Source organism: Streptomyces sp. NPDC056600 (assembly GCF_042792855.1).
Taxonomy (GTDB): domain Bacteria; phylum Actinomycetota; class Actinomycetes; order Streptomycetales; family Streptomycetaceae; genus Streptomyces.
Window position 1 is genome coordinate 65,196 of record NZ_JBHTVQ010000018.1, and the last position, 17,848, is coordinate 83,043.

Here is a 17,848-nt window from a genome sequence, read left to right on the forward strand (position 1 = left end):
GGGATCATGATCGGTGGTAGCGGGTCTGCGCGCAGGCCATTTCGTTTTTCGCGGGCCCGATCCGCAACTGCTCCCCCCCCGCGGGGTGGTGCGCGGGACGCACACCGGGCGCCCCGCGCACCTCCCCGTCAGCCCGCGCGCGGCACGAGCCGCCGTGCCGCGCGCACCGCCGCGTACCCCCGGGTGAGACAGCGGTCCACGGCGAAGTTCCGGGCCAGCTCGCGCCCGTGCAGCAGCCGGAGGAACTCCTCGGCCCCGGTCCGCCGCCGCACCGTCACCCGGCGCAGGGCGTAGGGGCCCTGCCGGCGCCGGGCCAGGCCGTTGCCGACGGCGAGGGCCTGGGCGAAGCCGGCGTCCCGCACCGCCTGCCGGACCCGGCGGGTGGAGTGCCCGAAGGGGTGGGCGAACGAGGCGGGCGGGACGCCCAGTTCGGCCGCGACGATCTGCCGGCACAGCCCCAGCTCACGGCGCAGCGCCCCCTCGCCGACCAGGTCGAGCGGGGGATGGGTGTGGCTGTGCCCCCCGATCTCCACCCCGTGGGCGGCGAGTTCGCGGACCTGCTCCCAGTCCAGCATGGCGTCGGGGGCGCCCCCGGTGTCGTACGCCCCGCGCAGCCAGCCGGTGGTGACGAAGACGGTGGCCGGGAAGCCGTGCCGGGCCAGCTCCGGCAGCGCGTGACGGTGCACGCCCTCGTAGCCGTCGTCGAAGGTGATCAGCACCGGCCGCCGCGGGAGCGGTGCCCCCCGGCGCCAGGCCGCGGCCAGGGCGGCGGTGTCCACCGGGGTGAAACCCTCCGCCGCGATCACCTCCAGCTGACCCGCGAACGCCGCCGGGGTGACCGACAGCCCTCGCGTCGCCGGGACCGGGTCCTGGGCGACCGCGTGGTACATCAGCACCGGGACGGCGAGGTCCGCGCGCACCTCGTGCTCAGGCATGGCCGGGCGCCCTCCCCGCCGCCGTGGGGGAGGGAGGGACCACCACGTTCCCGCCGTCCCGCCGGGTCCGCGCCGTGCCGACCAGGTAGCCGGCCGCGGTGACCAGGACGCCGGCCACGATCGCGCCGGCCCGCCCCGCCCCGCCGGACCGGCCGCGCACCGCGTCCCCGAGGCCGCGGAGCACCCCCGCGGGCAGCACCCGGGCGACGTACCGGCGCTCCGACTCCAGCCCCTTGTCCGCCCCCACGCTCCGGGCGACCAGCGCCTTGGACAGCCCCTCGGCGTAGGTCCGGGTGCGGAAGTACCCGAACCGCTCCCTGGCCGCGGGCACCCGGTGGTGGATCACGGCGCGGTCGTCGACCATCAGCACCGCCCCCGGCAGCGCCCGGCCGAGGCGGATGCACAGCTCGGTCTCCTCGCAGCCCAGCGGCCGCCGGTCGCCGTCCCGTCCGATGCCGGTGGCGAAGCCGCCCGCGGCCTCGAAGGCGGTGCGCCGGAACGAGGCGTTGCCGCCCAGCACGTTGCGCACCCGCACCCGCCCGGGCGGCAGGCCGCGGTAGGTGCAGCCCACCACCCAGTCGAACTCCTCGGGGAACCAGGCGGGCCGGCGGCCGGACGCCCAGACGGGCTCGGTGCGCCCGCCCACCGCCATCACCCGCGGATCGTCGTACGCCTCCGCGAAGTGCCGCAGCCACTCCCGCTCGGCCACCGCGTCGTCGTCGAGGAAGGCGACGACCTCGCCCCGGGCGTGGGCGATCCCGGTGTTGCGCCCGGCCGACAGGCCGCGCGGGCCGGCGTTGGCGAGCACCCGCACCGAGGGCGCGCCTCCGTACTCCCGCTCCAGCCGCTCCCGCAGTACCGGGTTGTGGTCCACGACCAGCAGGGTCTCCAGCGCGGGCCGGGACTGCGCCCGCACCGAGGCCACCGCCGCGAGGATGTCCGTCCAGCGGTCCTCGGTGTAGACGCAGACCACCACCGAGATCTCCGGTACCGCCGGGCCGGCCGGCAGTCCGCTCCGGTCGTGCGCGGCGGGCCCCGTCACGACACCTCGCCGGAGGTCACGGCCGTCCACGGCGACCTGCGCGGACGGCCGCGCAGCGCCCGACGGTTGGAGCGCTCGGCGAGGATCACCCGCAGCACCCGCAGGCCGTCGCGGACCGCCCGCAGGTTGCTGACGCCGTGGATGCGCAGGTACTCGTGACTGGGGATCTCCTGCACCTTGAGCCCGGCCGTGACGACGCGGATGTTCATCAGCGTCTCCACCTCGAACCCGGTGCAGTCCAGGTCGATCCTGTCCAGGCAGTGACGCCAGAAGGCGTTGTAGCCGTAGCAGAGGTCGGTGTAGCGGGCGCCGAACTTCCGGTTGACGGCGGCGCACAGCAGGCGGTTGCCCAGCTTGCGGACGAAGGTCATGTCGTCGGTGCCGCCGCCGTTGGCGAACCGCGATCCTTTGGCGAAGTCGGCCCCGGAGACCAGGGCCGAGACGTAGCTGACGATCTCGTTGCCGTCGGCCGAACCGTCGGCGTCGACCATGACGACGATGTCGCCGGTGCAGGCCGCGAAGCCGGCGATCAGTGCGTCCCCCTTGCCCTTGCCGGTCTGCCGCACCACCTTGACGTCCGGCCGCAGTTCGCGGGCCACCGCCACGGTGTCGTCGGTGGAGTCGCCGTCGACCAGGACCACCTCGTGGATCCAGTCCGGCAGGGTCTTGAAGACGTACGGAAGGTTCTCCGCCTCGTTCATGGCGGGGATCACCACGCTGACCGGTGGAGCGATGGCCAGGTGGGTGGTGATGGGCCGGTACCGCTCGGCGGCCGGGCAGAGGTCGGGCCCCGGCGTGACCGGGGGCAGCACTGCGCTCATGTCTGTGGTCCCTCTCGTCCGGCGGACCGCCCACCCCCGGGCGGCCGCTGTGAGTCCGGTGCGAAAGGGGGGTTCTCACCCACGGCACGCAGGAAGGGATCTCCGCGCGCGCCGGGTGAGCCGGTGGAACTGTCCGGGGTCCGTGGGCCGGAACCCGGGCGCGCGGCACGACCCGACGACCGGTCGCGTCATCGAGCACCCCCCTACCGCGCGTCCGCCCCGGTCCGTCCTGGTTCCGAGCCCTCCCCTGAACCGCAGGACGACGGACCGGTGCGTAAGAGATGTATGACGATATTGGCAATTGGTCGGTAATCGCAATACCTGAAAGGTGATCGGACGTTTTGCCGGGTTGAGGCGTTCCATCCGCTTACCGACCCAAGAGATGGCGGTCGGGGTCAATCTGACGCAATGGCGGTATGCCGTCAAGATGCCGAATTCGCGTGTGACACGCGTTAATTGCTGGTTCATCAGGTATTGCGTAGGCCATCATGACCGGGAAGCGTCCCGCTCCATTGATTTGTTGACATGAACACTTCCTGTCAACGCGTGTAGCTGGTACCACAGTTGGTGCAGAAACAACTGCAGAACAGGGAGGCTCCACCATGAGACGTTTCCGTACGTCCGCCGTCGTGAGCTCGTTCCTTCTGTCCGTAGGGCTCGCCTTCACCGGGGCGGCCGCGGCACAGGCCTCCGCCCAGGCGGCCGGCGCGTACGTCGCCCTCGGCGACTCGTACTCCTCCGGCGTCGGGGCCGGCAGCTACACCGCCGAGAGCGGCAGCTGCAAGCGCAGCACGAACGCGTACCCGCAGTTGTGGGCCAACGCCAACTCGCCCTCGTCGTTCGCCTTCGTGGCCTGCGGCGGCGCCACCACCAGCTCGATCCGCAGCGGCCAGATGGGGCCGCTCAACGCCTCCACCGCGCTGGTCTCGGTGACGGCGGGCGGGAACGACGCCGGCTTCGCGGACGTCATGACGACCTGTGTGATCAGCAGCGACACGACGTGCCTCAACCGGATCAACACGGCCCGGTCGTACATCTCCTCGACGCTGCCGGGGAACCTCAACGCCCTGTACACGGACATCAGGAACCGCGCGCCCAACGCCCGTGTCGTCGTGCTGGGCTACCCGAAGTTCTACAACGTGCAGGCCATCTGCGTCGGGCTCTCCGACACCAAGCGGACCGCGATCAACGCCGCGTCGGACCTGCTGAACTCGGTCATGTCGCAGCGTGCGGCGGCCTACGGCTTCGCGTTCGGCGACGTGCGCCCCACCTTCGCCGGACACGAGCTCTGCTCCGGCAGCGCCTGGCTGCACAGCGTGAACTGGACCAACATCGGCGAGTCCTACCACCCCAAGGCCGCCGGCCAGTCGGGCGGCTACCTCCCTGCTCTGAACGCCAACGACTGACCCGCCCTCCCCGCGCGCGGCGCCCCCCGCACCCGACGAGGGTGCGGGGGGCGTGTCCTTCTCGTCCTGCCGCGGGCGCGTCCCGTCGCTTCGCGGGAGATTGGCTCGAATTGCTCACCGTGGCCGGGACCCGTCGCTCCGAGGCGCGAAAAAAAAGCGGCTCCGCTGCATGGATTTTTTGGCATGAGCACTTCCAGTCAACGCGCGTAGCTGTCACAGTTCCTCCGTCAAACCCGCCGACCATGGAGGCCCCCACCATGAGACGTGTCCGTACGTCGTCCCTCGTGAGCTCGTTCCTGCTCGCGCTGACCCTCGCCTTCACCGGCGCGACCCAGGCGCAGGCCGCCGCGAGCTCCTACGTCGCGCTCGGCGACTCCTACTCCTCGGGAGTCGGCGCCGGCAGCTACATCTCCTCCAGCGGGGACTGCAAGCGCAGTTCGCTCGCCTACCCGCAGCTGTGGGCCAACGCGAACGCGCCGTCCTCCTTCTCCTTCATGGCCTGCTCGGGGGCGACCACGGGCTCGGTCCGCAGCACCCAGATGGCTCCGCTCAACGCCAACACCCAGCTGGTCTCGGTGACCGCGGGCGGCAACGACGCGGGCTTCGCGGACGTCATGCAGACCTGCGTCCTCAGCACCGACACGACGTGCCTCAACCGGATCAACACCGCGCGCAGCTACATCAGCTCCACGCTGCCGGGGAACCTCAACGCCCTGTACACCGACATCAAGAACCGCGCGCCCAACGCCCGTGTCGTGGTGATCGGCTACCCCAAGTTCTACGACGTGGAGGCGGTCTGCGCCGGTCTCTCCGACACCAAGCGCAGCGCGATCAACGCGGCGGCCGACCTGCTGAACTCGGTCACCTCGCAGCGTGCGGCGGCCTACGGGTTCCGCTTCGGCGACGTCCGGCCCCCGTTCACCGGGCACGAGATCTGCTCCGGCAACTCCTGGCTGCACAGCGTGAACATCTCCATCGGCGAGTCCTACCACCCGAAGGCCGCCGGCCAGTCGGGCGGCTACCTGCCGGTGCTGAACGCCAACGACTGACCCTCGCCCGGTCCTCGGGCCGGAACGCCGCGTCCCCCGTGCCCTGACCAGGCAGCGGGGGACGTCGTGCTGTCGGGGCCGAGGGCTCCCGCTCCGAGGGCTCCTCGGACGCGGGTGCCGCTCAGTCCTCGTCCTCGGCGGACGGGTCGGGCTCCGGCTCCTCCGGCGCCTCGCACACGAGGGCGACGGACACGGGCTCGGACGCGGCCTCCACCGGCCTGTCGACCTCGACGTGGACGGAGCCCTCCACGGCGCCTTCCACCCCGTCCAGCGACAGGGGGACGGACACCTCGTGGGTCGTCGTGCCCTTGGCGAAGGAGAGCGTCCGCCAGCTCTCGTCGACCACACCGTCGGCCAGGTCGGTCACCCAGCGGTAGCGGACCTCGGCGGGCGGGCGTCCCAGGGTGAACGAGGCGGTGAGGGAGGGCCGTTCGGCCTCCGGAGCCGGGCAGGGGCCGGTGCGGTCGGTGTGCGAGCCGGTGACGGAGACCTCCACCGTCTGGGCCGGCTCCGGCGACTTCGACGGACTGGGGCTCGCGGAGGTCGCGGTGGCGGACGGGCTCGGCGTCCTGCTCCGCTCCCGGGTGGGCTCGTCGTCGGGGGTACCGGTGTCGGAGGTGGCGGTGGAGTCCTTGCCCTCGTCCTTGTCGTCCGGGTTCGCCAGCCGCCAGGCCAGCCCGGCCACCAGCAGGGCCAGGACCAGGATGCCGATCACCAGCGCGGTCCTCGCCCGGTCGCCCCCGTCCCGGTCGTCCGGACGCCGTTCGTCGTCGAAGCGCCGCGGGGGAGGAGGAGGCGGGACGGCCGCCCGTTGCGCGGACGTCCCGTACCCCGGGCCGCCGCCGGGCGGCAGGGGAGCGGTCGGGCCGGTGGCGACGCCCGCGGCGGCCGACGGCTCGGGGGTCCCGCCGGCGGCCACCAGGCGCAGCTGCCGCTCGGCCTCCGCCGCCGAGGTCCGCTCCGCCGGGTCCTTGCGCAGCAGCCCGTCGATCACCACGGCGAGCGGCCCCGCCCAGCGCGGCGGGGCCGGCGGCTCGTCGACCACCGCGCGCAGCGTGGTCAGCGGGGTGTCCTGACGGAAGGGGGAGCTGCCCTCCACCGCCGCGTAGAGCAGCACGCCCAGCGACCACAGGTCGGCCTCGGGACCCGAAGGACGCCCGAGGGCACGCTCCGGGGCGAGATACTCGGGCGAGCCGATCACCTCGCCCGTCCGGGTCAGCGCCGTGTCGCCGGCCAGCGTGGCGATGCCGAAGTCGGTGAGGACCACCCGGCCGTCGTTCCCGATGAGCACATTGGCCGGTTTCACGTCCCGGTGGAGCACCCCCACCTCGTGCGCGGCGCGCAGCGCGGCCAGCACGTCCGCCCCGATCGCCGCCGCCCGGGCCGGCGTCAGGGCGCCCTCGGCCTCCAGCACGTCGGACAGGGACAGGCCGCGGACCAGCTCCATCACGATCCAGGGGCGACCGCCGTCGGTGACCACGTCGTACACGGTGACCACCGACCGGTGCGAGACGCGGGCCGCGGCCCAGGCCTCGCGCTCCAGGCGGGCGTACAGACGGTTCACCTCGTCGTCCGGCAGTCCGGCCGGGGCGCGGACCTCCTTGACGGCGACCTCGCGGCGCAGGACCTCGTCCTGGGCCCGCCACACCGTGCCCATGCCGCCGCTGCCGAGGGTGGACAACAGGCGGTAGCGGCCGGAGACGAGGCGGTCCGCGTCCGGTTCCTCGGTCAAGGGTCACCTCTTTCTCCGGGACCGGTGAGGGCCGGTGCGCCGGTTCACCACGGGAACGCTTTTCGGAACGTTTTCCCGGGGTACGGGGTCTGCCGGGGCGTAACCTCCCCGGTGTTCTGCCCGCCGACGGCGTCGGCGATGCGCGACGGGCGTCACCCGCGGTGACCTGCGATCCTGGTGCCGAGGACCGGACGGCTGCTGTGCCGGTTGTCCAACTCGCCCTGAAACTTCATGCATCGGGTGAGGAGTTGTCAACCGTCTTGCGGAAAAGGTGAATTCTGTGATCGAGATGCGCCATCCCCCACCAAGGACGATAAGGTTGCCCTGCCCGGGCCGGGTGGACTCGTACGGGTGGGGAGTGTCATGGATCAGATAACGATGCGTAGCAGGGCGCGCGTCCCTGCGATCACCTGCGGAAGCAGCGCGACCAGTTCGCGCCTCGACCGCCATCTCTCAGTGCTGTCGGGTCCTGCCGTACCGCAGCGCGAGACGTTGGAGGCCACCACGCTGATGCGTGAGCTCACGGCACGTGACGTGCCGCGTGAGCGGAGCAGGGTGCACCGCGTCCAGCGCGTGTCGCTCTTCGCGCCGCTGCGCCGGCTCACCCGCTCGCTCTTCGGGGGTCGCTGACCGCCACCGCTCCACACCGCCGGTTCTCCGCTGCGCGCAGACACTCCCGCCGTCCCCACGGCTCGCAGCGGAGGGCCGGCCTCGTGCTGTGTCCGGACGCTGTGCGGACGCCGCCGATCGCCGTGTGAACCTTGTCTCTCCTCCCAGACCGGCCCCGCCCGCTCTGGCCGTCAAAGCAAGCGCTCGCTAACTTGAGCGGCGGACGACGCCCCCGGCTCCCGGCTCCTCCCTCCCGCTCCCGGCCTCGACCGGGCGGGGGAACCGCCGTCGGTCCGGGGAACCCCATCCCGCCCGGAGGACGCACTGATGAACGCACACGACGGCATGTACATCGACGGAGCGTGGCGGGCGGCCGTCGGGCCGGACACCATCGCCGTCCTGAACCCCGCCGACGAGCAGGTCATCGCCCAGGTGCCCGCCGGATCGGCCGAGGACGTGGACGCCGCGGTACGGGCCGCCCGCGCCGCGCTGCCGGGCTGGGCGGCCACCCCGCCCGCCGAGCGCGCCGCCCGGCTGGCCGCCCTGCGGGACGTGCTGGCGGCCCGCAAGGACGAGATCGCCGAGACGGTCACCGCCGAACTGGGCTCCCCGCTGCCGTTCTCGCAGAAGGTGCACGCGGCCTCGCCGATCGCGGTCTGCGGCTCCTACGCCGAGCTGGCCGCGTCCTTCCCGTTCGAGGAGAAGGTCGGCAACTCCACCGTGTACCAGGAGCCGATCGGCGTGGTCGCCGCGATCACCCCCTGGAACTACCCGCTGCACCAGGTCGTCGCGAAGGTCGCCCCCGCGCTGGCCGCCGGCTGCACGGTCGTCCTCAAGCCGGCCGAGGACACCCCGCTGACCGCCCAGCTGTTCGCCGAGGCGGTTCACGAGGCCGGGGTGCCGGCCGGCGTCTTCAACCTGGTCACCGGCCTCGGCCCGGTCGCCGGACAGGCGCTCGCCGAGCACGACGCCGTCGACATGGTGTCCTTCACCGGCTCCACCGCCGTCGGCCGCTCCATCGCCGCGACCGCCGGGGCCGGGCTGAAGAAGGTCGCCCTCGAGCTCGGCGGCAAGTCCGCCAACGTGATCCTGCCGAGCGCCGACCTCGGCAGGGCGGTGGCCGTCGGCGTCGCCAACGTGATGGCCAACTCCGGCCAGACCTGCAGCGCCTGGACCCGCATGCTGGTCCACGAGGACCGCTACGAGGAGGCCGTGGAGCTCGCCGCCCAGGCCGCCGCCAAGTACGGCGACCGCATCGGGCCGCTGGTCAACGCCAAGCAGCAGGCGCGGGTGCGCGGCTACATCGAGAAGGGCGTCGCCGAAGGCGCCCGCCTGGTGGCCGGCGGCCCCGAGGCGCCCGCGGACAAGGGCTTCCGCGTCGCCCCCACCGTCTTCGCCGACGTCACCTGCGAGATGACGATCGCCCAGGAGGAGATCTTCGGCCCGGTGCTGTCCGTCCTGAAGTACCGGGACGAGGACGACGCCGTGCGCATCGCCAACGGCACCGTCTACGGGCTGGCCGGAGCGGTCTGGGCCGCCGACGAGGCCGAGGCCGCCGCCTTCGCGCGCCGCCTGGACACCGGTCAGGTCGACATCAACGGCGGGCGCTTCAACCCGCTCGCCCCCTTCGGCGGCTACAAGCACTCCGGCGTGGGCCGGGAGCTCGGCGCGCACGGGCTCGCGGAATTCCTCCAGACCAAGTCCCTCCAGTTCTGACGCCCTCCGGTTCCGACGCCCTCCCGTTCCGGGTCCCGTGGCTCCGCCTCCCCCGCCTGGGGGTCCCGCGGTCCCGCGTCCCCGTCCCGCACGTCCGAGTCCCTCACGTCTAGGAGCGTTCATCCCATGGTTCTCGCCGCCGTGGCGCCCGCGATCGGCGCCCCGCTGGAAGTCACCGAGATCGAACTGCCGGAGACCGGCCCCGGCCGGGTCCGGATCCGGCTCGCCGCGGCCGGGGTGTGCCACTCCGACCTCTCCATCGCCAACGGCACCATGCGGGTGCCGCTGCCCGCCGTCCTCGGGCACGAGGGCGCGGGAACGGTGACGGAGGTGGGGGAGGGCGTCACCCACGTGGCGGTGGGCGACCAGGTGGTGCTCAACTGGTCGCCGTCCTGCGGCAGCTGCCCGTCCTGCGCCCTGGGCGAGGTCTGGCTGTGCGCCCGCTCGCTGGACGGCGCCTCCGCCCCCTACGCCCGCCGGGCCACGGACGGCCTGGAGCTGTACCCGGGGCTGAACGTGGCCGCCTTCGCCGAGGAGGCGGTGGTCGCCGCCAACACGGTGCTGCCGCTGCCGGAGGGCATCCCGCTGACCGACGCGGCGCTGCTGGGCTGCGCCGTCCTCACCGGCTACGGCGCCGTGCACCACGCGGCGCGGGTGCGGGAGGGCGAGACGGTCGCCGTCTACGGCGTGGGCGGCGTCGGTCTCGCCACGGTCCAGGCGGCGCGCATCGCCGGGGCGTCCAAGGTGATCGCGGTGGACGTCTCCCCGGCCAAGGAGGAACTGGCGCGGGCGGCCGGCGCGACGGACTACGTCGTCGCCTCGGAGCAGACGGCGCGGGAGATCCGCGCCCTCACCGGCAAGCAGGGCGTCGACGTGGCGGTGGAGTGCGTGGGGCGCGCGGTCACCATCCGCACGGCCTGGGAGTCCACGCGCCGCGGCGGGCGTACGACGGTGGTCGGCATCGGGGGCAAGGACCAGCAGGTCTCGTTCAACGCGCTGGAGATCTTCCACTGGGGCCGCACGCTGGCCGGCTGCGTGTACGGCAACTCCGACCCGGCGCGGGACCTTCCGGTGCTCGCGGAGCACGTGCGCGCGGGGCGGCTGGACCTCGGCATGCTGGTCACCGACCGCATCGGCCTCGCGGACATCCCCTCCGCCTTCGACAACATGACCGCGGGCAAGGGCGGCCGCGCCCTGGTCGTCTTCTAGGCCGCAGCTCCCCCGGGCCCGCCGTCACGGGGGCCCGGGTCCGCCCTTCCACGGGCCCGCGCGGCTCATCGCGTGTCGCGCAGTTCCTCGTACTGCCGCTCCAGCCCGTCCAGCAGGGCCCGCAGCCCCGTGTCGAAGGCGCGTTCGTCGATCTCCTCCTGCCGCCCGGCCAGCAGGTGCGCCTGGCCGAGGTGCGGATAGTCCGCCGGGTCGTAGGCCGTCTCGTCCCCGACGAAGCCGCCCGCGAACGAGCCCAGCGCGGAGCCCATGATGAAGTACCGCATCAGCGCGCCGACCGAGGTGGCGTGGGCCGGCGGCCAGCCCGCCTCGACCATCGCCCCGTACACCGCGTCCGCCAGCCGCAGCGCCGCCGGACGGCGCCCCGGCCCCCGCGCCAGCACCGGCACGATGTTGGGGTGCCGGCGCAGCGCGGCCCGGTAGGAGGCCGCCCACTCCCGCAGCGCCTCCCGCCACGGCGTGCCGTTCTCGAACATCGACAGGTCGACCTGCGCGCTCACCGCGTCCGCCGCCGCCTCCAGGATCTGGTCCCGGCTGCGGAAGTGGTTGTACAGCGAGGGCCCGCTCACCCCCAGCTCCGCCGCGAGCCGCCGCGTGGAGAGGGCGGCCAGGCCCTCGGCGTCGACCAGGGCCAGGGCCGTCTCGACGATCCGGCCGGTGGACAGCAACGGGGTGCGGGGGCGTGGCATGACGCACATCGTAGAGTCTCGACCGATTAAACTAGCAGTGCTAATTTAACGCGGGACAGAACACCGACTCGACCGTGGGGTGGCGCACCGTGAATCTGGGGCTCAGCGAGGAGCAGGCGGCGGTACAGAAGCTCGCCCGGGACTTCGTGGCACGGGAGATCGCCCCGCACGTGGTCGCCTGGGACCGCGCCGAGCAGGTGGACCGCTCGATCGTGAAGAAGCTGGGCGAGGTCGGCTTCCTGGGCCTGACCATCGACGAGGAGTACGGCGGCTCCGGGGGCGACCACCTGGCCTACTGCCTGGTCACCGAGGAACTGGGCCGCGGCGACTCCTCGGTGCGCGGCATCGTCTCGGTCTCGCTCGGCCTGGTCACCAAGACCATCCAGAGCTGGGGCACCGAGGAGCAGAAGCGCGAGTGGCTGCCGCGGCTGACCGCGGGCGAGGCGCTGGGCTGCTTCGGCCTCACCGAGCCGGGCACCGGTTCCGACGCCGGCAACCTCACCACCCGCGCGGTGCGCGACGGCGACGACTACGTCATCAACGGCACCAAGATGTTCATCACCAACGGCACCTGGGCGGACGTGGCGATCGTCTTCGCGCGCTCCACCGACGCGCCGGGCCACAAGGGCGTGTCCGCCTTCCTGGTGCCCACCGCCACCCCCGGCCTGACCCGCAACACCATCCACGGCAAGCTCGGCCTGCGCGGCCAGGCCACCGCCGAACTGGTGCTGGAGGACGTGCGGGTGCCCGCCTCCGCACTGCTCGGCCCGGAGGGCAAGGGCTTCACCGTCGCGATGTCCACCCTGGCCAAGGGCCGGATGTCGGTCGCCGCCGGCTGCGTCGGCATCGCCCAGGCCGCGCTGGACTGCGCGCTGGAGTACGCGGGCCAGCGCGAGCAGTTCGGGAAGACCATCGCCCACCACCAGCTGGTGCAGGAACTGCTCGCCGACATCGCGCTCGACGTGGACGCCGCCCGGCTGCTGGTGTGGCGGGTGGCCGACCTGATCGACCGCGGCCTGCCGTTCACCGTCGAGGCGTCCAAGGCCAAGCTGTTCGCCTCCGAGGCGGCGGTGCGCTGCGCCAACAACGCGCTCCAGGTCTTCGGCGGGTACGGCTTCATCGACGAGTACCCGGCCGGCAAACTGCTGCGCGACGCCCGGGTGATGACCCTCTACGAGGGCACCAGCCAGATCCAGAAGCTGCTGATCGGCCGCGACCTGACGGGGGTCTCGGCCTTCTGACCGCCGAGTGAGTACGCCGGACCACCGGCGACTGAGTACCCGGGCGGATGTGCCGGAGGGCGCGTCCGCCCGATGCTTCTCCCATGACCGAGACACCCGTCAAGCAGCAGAGCACCGTGGCCTTCTACGGCCAGGCGGTGGCATCGTTCCTCGTCGCGCTGAGCGCGACCTGCATCGGCATCGTGAAGATGGAGGCCAGTGCCTGGGTGCGCGGCTTCTTCGCGGTGGCCGTCCTCTATCTGGTCACCTCGGCCTTCACGCTGGCCAAGGTGATCCGCGACCGCCAGGAGGCGGGCGCCATCGTCAGCCGGGTGGACCAGGCCCGCCTGGAGAAGCTCCTCGCCGAGCACGACCCCTTCCAGAAGCTCTGACGCCCTCCACGCGCTCCGGCGGCCCCGCGGCCGTGCCTCGGAGCCCACTCGTCTAAGCGCCCGCTCAGACTCCGGCGGTATGGTGGTGCCCCGCACGTACGGCGTGCGGTCCGGAGGGTCTTCGTCCAGGGTGATCGGGACGGGGAGCGAGAGAGGCGAGGCGAGCGATGAGTACGGCGGAGGAGACGACGTCCGGCGGCGGCGAGCAGCAGCCCTGGGCCGAGGTCACACCCGAGGCCGCCCGGCGCCTGCTGGTGGCCGCGGTCGACGCGTTCGCCGAGCGGGGCTACCACGCCACGACGACCCGTGACATCGCGGGCCGCGCGGGCATGAGCCCGGCCGCGCTCTACATCCACTACAAGACAAAGGAAGAGCTGCTCGCCCGGATCAGCCGGATCGGTCACGAGAAGGCCCTCGCCATCCTGCGCACCGCCGCGGACGGCGAGGGCTCGGCGGCCGAGCGGCTCGCCGAGGCGGTCGGCTCCTTCGTGCGCTGGCACGCCGCCCAGCACACGACCGCGCGGGTGGTGCAGTACGAGCTCGAGGCGCTCGGCGAGGACTCGCGCGACGAGATCGTGGCGCTGCGCAAGCAGGTGGACGCGCAGGTGCGGCGGATCATCCAGGAGGGCGTCGCGGCCGGCGAGTTCGAGGTGCCGGACGTCCAGGGCGCCACGCTGGCGATCATGTCGCTGTGCATCGACGTGGCCCGGTGGTTCCGGGTGGACGGCCGCTGGACGCCCGACGAGGTCGGCGCGCTCTACGCCGACCTCGTGCTCAACATGGTGGGCGCCAAGCGCTGAGCCGCCCGCGCGGGCCCGAGGGGCTAGAGGTAGTAGCGCGACACCGACTCGGCGACGCAGACCGGCTTGTCGCCGCCCTCGCGCTCGACGGTGAAGGCCAGCGAGAGCTGCACGCCGCCGGGCACGTCCTCGACGTTCGTGATCGTCGCCGTGGCGCGCAGCCGGGAGCCCACCGGGACGGGGGAGGGGAAGCGGACCTTGTTGGTGCCGTAGTTCACGCCCATCTTCACGCCCTCGACCGCGATCAGTTGCGGGCCGAAGAGGGGCAGCAGCGACAGGGTCAGGTAGCCGTGCGCGATCGTGGTGCCGAAGGGGCCCCGGGCGGCCTTCGCCGGGTCGACGTGGATCCACTGGTGGTCACCGGTGGCCTCCGCGAACAGGTCGATCCGCTTCTGGTCGACCTCGACCCAGTCGGTGTGCCCGAGCTGTTCGCCCACGGCGGCCTTCAGCTCGTCGGGGGAGGTGAAGATCCTCGGCTCTGCCATGTCGCTGTCCCTGGCCTCTCGCGTCTGCGGTGAACTGAGCGCTGATGCTAAGCGACTGCTTAGCATGGTTCCGGTCCGCGCTCCTGTCAATGCCGGACGCCGGCGTCCCGCGCGCGCTGGGTAGGGTCGGGCCCGTGCCCCAGATCCCCGCCAAGGTCCAGGAACTCACCGTCGGTCAGCTCGCGGCGCGCAGCGGCGTGGCCATCTCGGCGCTGCACTTCTACGAGTCCAAGGGGCTGATCACCAGCCGCCGCACCGCCGGGAACCAGCGCCGCTACACCCGCGACACCCTGCGCCGCGTCGCCTTCGTGCGGGCCTCCCAGCGGGTGGGGATGCCGCTGACCGCCATCCGCGACGCCCTGGCCGAACTCCCCGACGGCCGCACGCCCACCCCCGAGGACTGGGCGCGTCTCTCCGAGCTGTGGCGCGCCGAGCTGGACGACCGCATCCGCCGCCTGGAGCGGCTGCGGGACCATCTGACCGACTGCATCGGCTGCGGGTGCCTGTCGATGCGCACCTGCGCCCTGTCCAACCCGGACGACACCATCGGCGCCGGACTGACCGGCTCCCGGCTGGCCCCTGAGGCGGGTAAGGGGTGAGCGGGCCCGCACGCCCGCGCGGAGCCCTGGTTCCCATTTCCCGATCCCTCTGTACCGGGCCGGTTTGTTCCTGCACGATGATGATCGCCTGACTGCCTTTGTCCGCGGCCTTCCGCGGCCCTCTTCCCCGCAGGAGCACCACCCCGTGACCGACCAGCCCCAGCAGCCTCCATACCCGCAGGACGGACCCAAGGGCCATCAGCCCCCGCCCGGTCCGCAGGGGCCCGGCTACGGCTATCCGCCCCCGCCGCCGCCCGGTGCGGAGCCCGGCTACGGCTACCCGCCGCCGCCCGGTGCGCAGGCGCCCGGCTACAGCTACCCGCCGCCGCCCGGCCCGCAGGGTCCCGGTCCCGGCTACCCGCCCCCGCCCGGTGGGCAGTACCCCGGTTACGGCCCGTACGGCTACCAGGGCCAGGTGCCGCCCGGCACCTGGACCGGCGACCCCCAGGCGCCGTACGGCTACGACATCTACGGGCGCCCCTACTCGGACAAGTCGAAGCTGGTCGCCGGTCTGCTCCAGCTCTTCCTCGGCGGCTTCGGCGTCGGCCGTTTCTACACCGGCCACGTCGGCATCGCCGTCGCGCAGCTCTTCACCTGCGGCGGCCTCGGCATCTGGGCGCTGGTCGACGGCATCCTGCTGCTGGCCGGCGACAACACCGACGCGCAGGGCCGTCCGCTGCGCGGCTGACCGTCCGGGTGGCCGGCCGCCCGCGACTCGCGCGGGATCACGGACCGGCCCCGGTGGCGGGCGCCCTCCACGCCGCGCGCCACCGGGGCCGGTCCGTCGTCACACGGCGGCCAGCTGCCGTCGTCCCCGCCGCGCCGTCTCCACGGCCTCCGGCGTGAGCACCGGCAGCGGGACGAGGATCCCGCACCCGACGCACACCGGCCCGCTGGACGGTTCGTGGTTCATGCCGTGCCGCCAGGCCAGATCCTCGTCGCCGCAGACCGGGCAGCTCCTCCCCGGCTCCCGCTCCAGCGCCCCGATCAGCCGGCGCAGCACCTCCGGCAGCGGGTCCACGGGGTGGACGCGGGGATCGTCGCACCAGGCGATCCCGAATCCGCCCCAGGTCCTGCGGTGCCAGTCGTCCACCGAGCCGGGCCGGCGCAGCCCGTCGTGCTTCTCCTGGCGCCGCCGCTGCGCGAAGGCCACCTCGTAACGGAGCCAGATCTCCCGGGCCTGCTCCAGCTCCGCCACCGCGCCCACCAGCCGGCGCGGATCGGGGGACCGGTCCTCCGGGCCGAACCCCCAGGTGACGCAGAGGTGGTCCCAGGTCGCCCGGTGGCCGTAGGGTGCGAACCTCTCCAGGCACTTGCGCAGCGAGTACCGCCGCAACGCCAGGTCGCACCGCTGGTCACGCACTTGTCTCGCCAGACTCCGGAATCCCGCCATCGACCGTACCTCCGTCGCACGTGCCCTCGACTGCTGTCCCACGTCGTCCAACTCGGCTCTGCCGCAAGGCCATCGCCCATCGGACGTGCCGGCCGCCCAACCGGCTCCATCGGTTCGGCCGAGGTCTGCCATAAGCCGGACGGCACACCATGCGGGTTCCTGTTGACGGCGGGACTATGCGCGACAAGAGCGAACAGAACGGGCGGGCCGCGTCGGTACGCGGCCCGCCCGTGGTCCCAACCCTGGTCAGCGGTACAGGAGATACCGCTTCCGGGTGGCGCGGAAGGCGGCCAGTTCGTCCTGCCAGCCGGCCACCACCTCGTCGAGACCCGCGCCCGCGTCGATCCGGTCGCGGACCCCGGTCGAGCCGGTGAGCTTGTCGATCCAGTTGTCCGCGCGCCAGGCGAATCCGCTCCAGGTCTCCTTGGCGGTGATCAGCAGCCCGATGCCGGTGCGCACCGGCTCGAACGCCGCGCGGTCGGTGACGTGGACCTGCACGCCGCCGGCCGTCTGGCCGGAGTACTTGTTGAAGGTCGGCTGGAAGTACGCCTCCCTGAACCGCACGCCGGGCAGGCCCAGTTCGTTGGCGGCCGCCGCCCATGACCCGTCGACGCCGGGCGCGCCCAGCAGTTCGAAGGGGCGGGTGGTGCCGCGGCCCTCGGAGAGGTTGGTGCCCTCGAAGAGGCAGGTGCCCGGGTAGACCAGCGCGGTGTCCGGGGTCGGCATGTTGGGGCTCGGCGGCACCCACGGCAGCCCGGAGGCGTCGTAGAACTCGTCGCGCCGCCACCCGGTCATGCGGACGGTCTCCAGCTCCACCGGGGTGGTCAGGAACTCCCCGTTGAAGAGCAGGGCCAGCTCCGCCACCGTCATGCCGTGCTGCTGGGAGATCGGCTTGCGGCCGACGAAGGTGGCGAACTGCGGGTGCATCACCGGTCCTTCGGCCGAGCGGCCGGAGACCGGGTTGGGCCGGTCCAGCACCATGAACCGCTTGCCGGCCAGGGCGGCGGCCTCCATGCAGTCGTAGAGCGTCCAGATGTAGGTGTAGAAGCGGGCGCCCGCGTCCTGGATGTCGAAGACCACGGTGTCCACGCCCGAGGCGGTGAAGATGCTCGCCAGGGCCTGGCCGCTCTTGAGGTAGGTGTCGTACACCGGGAGCCCGGTGGCGGGATCCTCGTAGAAGCCCTCGGAGCCGCCGGCCTGGGCGGTGCCGCGGAAGCCGTGCTCCGGCCCGAAGACCGCCGTCAGGTCCACCCGGTCGTCGGCGTGCATCACGTCGACGATGTGCGTGGCGTCGCGGGTGATGCCCGTCGGGTTGGTGACGACGCCGACCTTCCGGCCGGCGAGCGGCGCGTACCCGTCCGCGACGAGGCGCTCGAACCCGGTGCGCAGCGGCCGTCCGCCCGGGGGAGGGGTGTCGCCGACCGGCGGCCCGGACGGCTCGGCCGCCTGCGCGGCGCCGGCCGCGGTGGCGGACAGGGCTGCCGTGGCGGCGGTGAGCAGACCTCGTCTGGACAGTCTCATGGTGCGTGACCTCCGTGGATCGTGGGGTGGTGCCCGGCTCTTCCTCACTGACGGATGGTGCTGCGGCGCCCTTGTGGGGCGGCCGTGCCGAGTGTCATGCCCACGCGGGTCCTGGTCCACCCCCCGCGCGTGCCCGATCTCCCCGAACGGCCCTGCTCCTACCCCTTCCGTGCAACATACCGACCGGTTAGTCTGACGCCGCCAGTGCAGCG

General features: G+C 72.9%; 18 protein-coding genes. 10 read left to right on the forward strand and 8 right to left on the reverse strand.

The features are described from left to right. Positions 1–128: 128 nt before the first annotated feature. From ACFRAV_RS12120 to ACFRAV_RS12130, 3 genes are read right to left on the reverse strand one after another with little or no spacing between them, the layout of a single operon-like run. Entirely contained in the window at positions 129–935 is an 807-nt protein-coding gene (locus tag ACFRAV_RS12120; protein ID WP_382554150.1) for a polysaccharide deacetylase family protein, read from the reverse strand. After that, positions 928–1,977, reverse strand: coding sequence for a glycosyltransferase family 2 protein (locus tag ACFRAV_RS12125; RefSeq protein ID WP_382554153.1), 1,050 nt, complete (start codon positions 1,975–1,977; stop codon positions 928–930). Before ACFRAV_RS12125 ends, ACFRAV_RS12120 begins: the two co-directional genes overlap by 8 nt. After that, positions 1,974–2,798, reverse strand: a complete 825-nt coding sequence (locus ACFRAV_RS12130) for a glycosyltransferase family 2 protein (protein WP_351112654.1) — start codon at positions 2,796–2,798, stop codon at positions 1,974–1,976. Before ACFRAV_RS12130 ends, ACFRAV_RS12125 begins: the two co-directional genes overlap by 4 nt. A 602-nt stretch (positions 2,799–3,400) precedes the next feature. Here ACFRAV_RS12130 and ACFRAV_RS12135 point away from each other — a divergent pair. Further along, on the forward strand, positions 3,401–4,204 hold the full coding sequence (locus ACFRAV_RS12135) for an SGNH/GDSL hydrolase family protein (RefSeq protein WP_382554155.1): 804 nt from the start codon (positions 3,401–3,403) through the stop codon (positions 4,202–4,204). Between the two features lie 257 nt (positions 4,205–4,461). Beyond that, positions 4,462–5,253 (forward strand): SGNH/GDSL hydrolase family protein, encoded by a 792-nt coding sequence (locus tag ACFRAV_RS12140; RefSeq protein WP_382554156.1) that lies wholly within the window; start codon positions 4,462–4,464, stop codon positions 5,251–5,253. A 121-nt stretch (positions 5,254–5,374) separates the two neighbouring features. Here ACFRAV_RS12140 and ACFRAV_RS12145 read toward each other — a convergent pair whose 3' ends face one another. Further along, a complete protein-coding gene (locus ACFRAV_RS12145; RefSeq protein WP_382554158.1) occupies positions 5,375–6,985 on the reverse strand; it encodes a serine/threonine-protein kinase in 1,611 nt (536 codons plus the stop codon). Positions 6,986–7,348: 363 nt separating this feature from the next. Between ACFRAV_RS12145 and ACFRAV_RS12150 the strand changes: the two genes are divergently transcribed. From ACFRAV_RS12150 to ACFRAV_RS12160, 3 genes are all read left to right on the forward strand, one after another. Continuing rightward, entirely contained in the window at positions 7,349–7,615 is a 267-nt protein-coding gene (locus ACFRAV_RS12150) for a hypothetical protein (protein WP_351112646.1), read from the forward strand. A 306-nt stretch (positions 7,616–7,921) separates the two neighbouring features. After that, the gene (locus tag ACFRAV_RS12155) at positions 7,922–9,310 is read left to right on the forward strand and encodes an aldehyde dehydrogenase family protein (RefSeq protein ID WP_382554160.1); all 1,389 of its coding nucleotides are present in this window, start codon (positions 7,922–7,924) and stop codon (positions 9,308–9,310) included. 126 nt (positions 9,311–9,436) lie between these two features. After that, a complete protein-coding gene (locus ACFRAV_RS12160; protein WP_382554163.1) occupies positions 9,437–10,519 on the forward strand; it encodes a zinc-binding dehydrogenase in 1,083 nt (360 codons plus the stop codon). Between the two features lie 65 nt (positions 10,520–10,584). Here ACFRAV_RS12160 and ACFRAV_RS12165 read toward each other — a convergent pair whose 3' ends face one another. Continuing rightward, a complete protein-coding gene (locus ACFRAV_RS12165) occupies positions 10,585–11,226 on the reverse strand; it encodes a TetR/AcrR family transcriptional regulator (protein WP_382554166.1) in 642 nt (213 codons plus the stop codon). Positions 11,227–11,315: 89 nt separating this feature from the next. Here ACFRAV_RS12165 and ACFRAV_RS12170 point away from each other — a divergent pair, with 89 nt between their 5' ends. From ACFRAV_RS12170 to ACFRAV_RS12180, 3 genes are all read left to right on the forward strand, one after another. Continuing rightward, positions 11,316–12,467, forward strand: coding sequence for an acyl-CoA dehydrogenase family protein (locus ACFRAV_RS12170; RefSeq protein WP_382554168.1), 1,152 nt, complete (start codon positions 11,316–11,318; stop codon positions 12,465–12,467). 83 nt (positions 12,468–12,550) lie between these two features. Beyond that, positions 12,551–12,838 (forward strand): YiaA/YiaB family inner membrane protein, encoded by a 288-nt coding sequence (locus ACFRAV_RS12175; protein WP_382554171.1) that lies wholly within the window; start codon positions 12,551–12,553, stop codon positions 12,836–12,838. Between the two features lie 167 nt (positions 12,839–13,005). Beyond that, the gene (locus ACFRAV_RS12180; protein WP_382554173.1) at positions 13,006–13,638 is read left to right on the forward strand and encodes a TetR/AcrR family transcriptional regulator; all 633 of its coding nucleotides are present in this window, start codon (positions 13,006–13,008) and stop codon (positions 13,636–13,638) included. A gap of 23 nt (positions 13,639–13,661) precedes the next feature. On the opposite strand, the gene ACFRAV_RS12185 is transcribed toward ACFRAV_RS12180, so the two are convergent. Next, on the reverse strand, positions 13,662–14,123 hold the full coding sequence (locus ACFRAV_RS12185; RefSeq protein ID WP_382554176.1) for a MaoC family dehydratase: 462 nt from the start codon (positions 14,121–14,123) through the stop codon (positions 13,662–13,664). A gap of 134 nt (positions 14,124–14,257) precedes the next feature. Here ACFRAV_RS12185 and soxR point away from each other — a divergent pair, with 134 nt between their 5' ends. Then, on the forward strand, positions 14,258–14,722 hold the full coding sequence (gene soxR, locus ACFRAV_RS12190; protein WP_382554178.1) for a redox-sensitive transcriptional activator SoxR: 465 nt from the start codon (positions 14,258–14,260) through the stop codon (positions 14,720–14,722). A 145-nt stretch (positions 14,723–14,867) separates the two neighbouring features. Then, positions 14,868–15,410, forward strand: coding sequence for a TM2 domain-containing protein (locus ACFRAV_RS12195; RefSeq protein ID WP_382554180.1), 543 nt, complete (start codon positions 14,868–14,870; stop codon positions 15,408–15,410). Positions 15,411–15,509: 99 nt separating this feature from the next. Here the strand turns inward: ACFRAV_RS12195 and ACFRAV_RS12200 are convergent, their stop codons facing one another. Both ACFRAV_RS12200 and ACFRAV_RS12205 read right to left on the reverse strand, forming a co-directional pair. After that, positions 15,510–16,115, reverse strand: coding sequence for a hypothetical protein (locus tag ACFRAV_RS12200; protein WP_382554182.1), 606 nt, complete (start codon positions 16,113–16,115; stop codon positions 15,510–15,512). Between the two features lie 246 nt (positions 16,116–16,361). After that, positions 16,362–17,636: an exo-beta-N-acetylmuramidase NamZ domain-containing protein gene (locus ACFRAV_RS12205; protein WP_382554184.1), complete on the reverse strand. Its 1,275-nt coding sequence runs from the start codon at positions 17,634–17,636 to the stop codon at positions 16,362–16,364. Between the last annotated feature and the right edge of the window lie 212 nt (positions 17,637–17,848).

What these genes read in the sequence shown, in the direction of transcription:
- ACFRAV_RS12160 (WP_382554163.1), top strand. Translation starts at nt 9,437, where the DNA reads ATGGTTCTCGCCGCCGTGGCGCCCGCGATCGGCGCCCCGCTGGAAGTC.
- ACFRAV_RS12200 (WP_382554182.1), bottom strand. Translation starts at nt 16,115, where the DNA reads ATGGCGGGATTCCGGAGTCTGGCGAGACAAGTGCGTGACCAGCGGTGC.
- ACFRAV_RS12140 (WP_382554156.1), top strand. Translation starts at nt 4,462, where the DNA reads ATGAGACGTGTCCGTACGTCGTCCCTCGTGAGCTCGTTCCTGCTCGCG.
- ACFRAV_RS12155 (WP_382554160.1), top strand. Translation starts at nt 7,922, where the DNA reads ATGAACGCACACGACGGCATGTACATCGACGGAGCGTGGCGGGCGGCC.
- ACFRAV_RS12150 (WP_351112646.1), top strand. Translation starts at nt 7,349, where the DNA reads ATGGATCAGATAACGATGCGTAGCAGGGCGCGCGTCCCTGCGATCACC.
- ACFRAV_RS12205 (WP_382554184.1), bottom strand. Translation starts at nt 17,636, where the DNA reads ATGAGACTGTCCAGACGAGGTCTGCTCACCGCCGCCACGGCAGCCCTG.
- ACFRAV_RS12185 (WP_382554176.1), bottom strand. Translation starts at nt 14,123, where the DNA reads ATGGCAGAGCCGAGGATCTTCACCTCCCCCGACGAGCTGAAGGCCGCC.
- ACFRAV_RS12135 (WP_382554155.1), top strand. Translation starts at nt 3,401, where the DNA reads ATGAGACGTTTCCGTACGTCCGCCGTCGTGAGCTCGTTCCTTCTGTCC.
- ACFRAV_RS12175 (WP_382554171.1), top strand. Translation starts at nt 12,551, where the DNA reads ATGACCGAGACACCCGTCAAGCAGCAGAGCACCGTGGCCTTCTACGGC.
- ACFRAV_RS12180 (WP_382554173.1), top strand. Translation starts at nt 13,006, where the DNA reads ATGAGTACGGCGGAGGAGACGACGTCCGGCGGCGGCGAGCAGCAGCCC.
- ACFRAV_RS12165 (WP_382554166.1), bottom strand. Translation starts at nt 11,226, where the DNA reads ATGCCACGCCCCCGCACCCCGTTGCTGTCCACCGGCCGGATCGTCGAG.
- ACFRAV_RS12130 (WP_351112654.1), bottom strand. Translation starts at nt 2,798, where the DNA reads ATGAGCGCAGTGCTGCCCCCGGTCACGCCGGGGCCCGACCTCTGCCCG.
- ACFRAV_RS12120 (WP_382554150.1), bottom strand. Translation starts at nt 935, where the DNA reads ATGCCTGAGCACGAGGTGCGCGCGGACCTCGCCGTCCCGGTGCTGATG.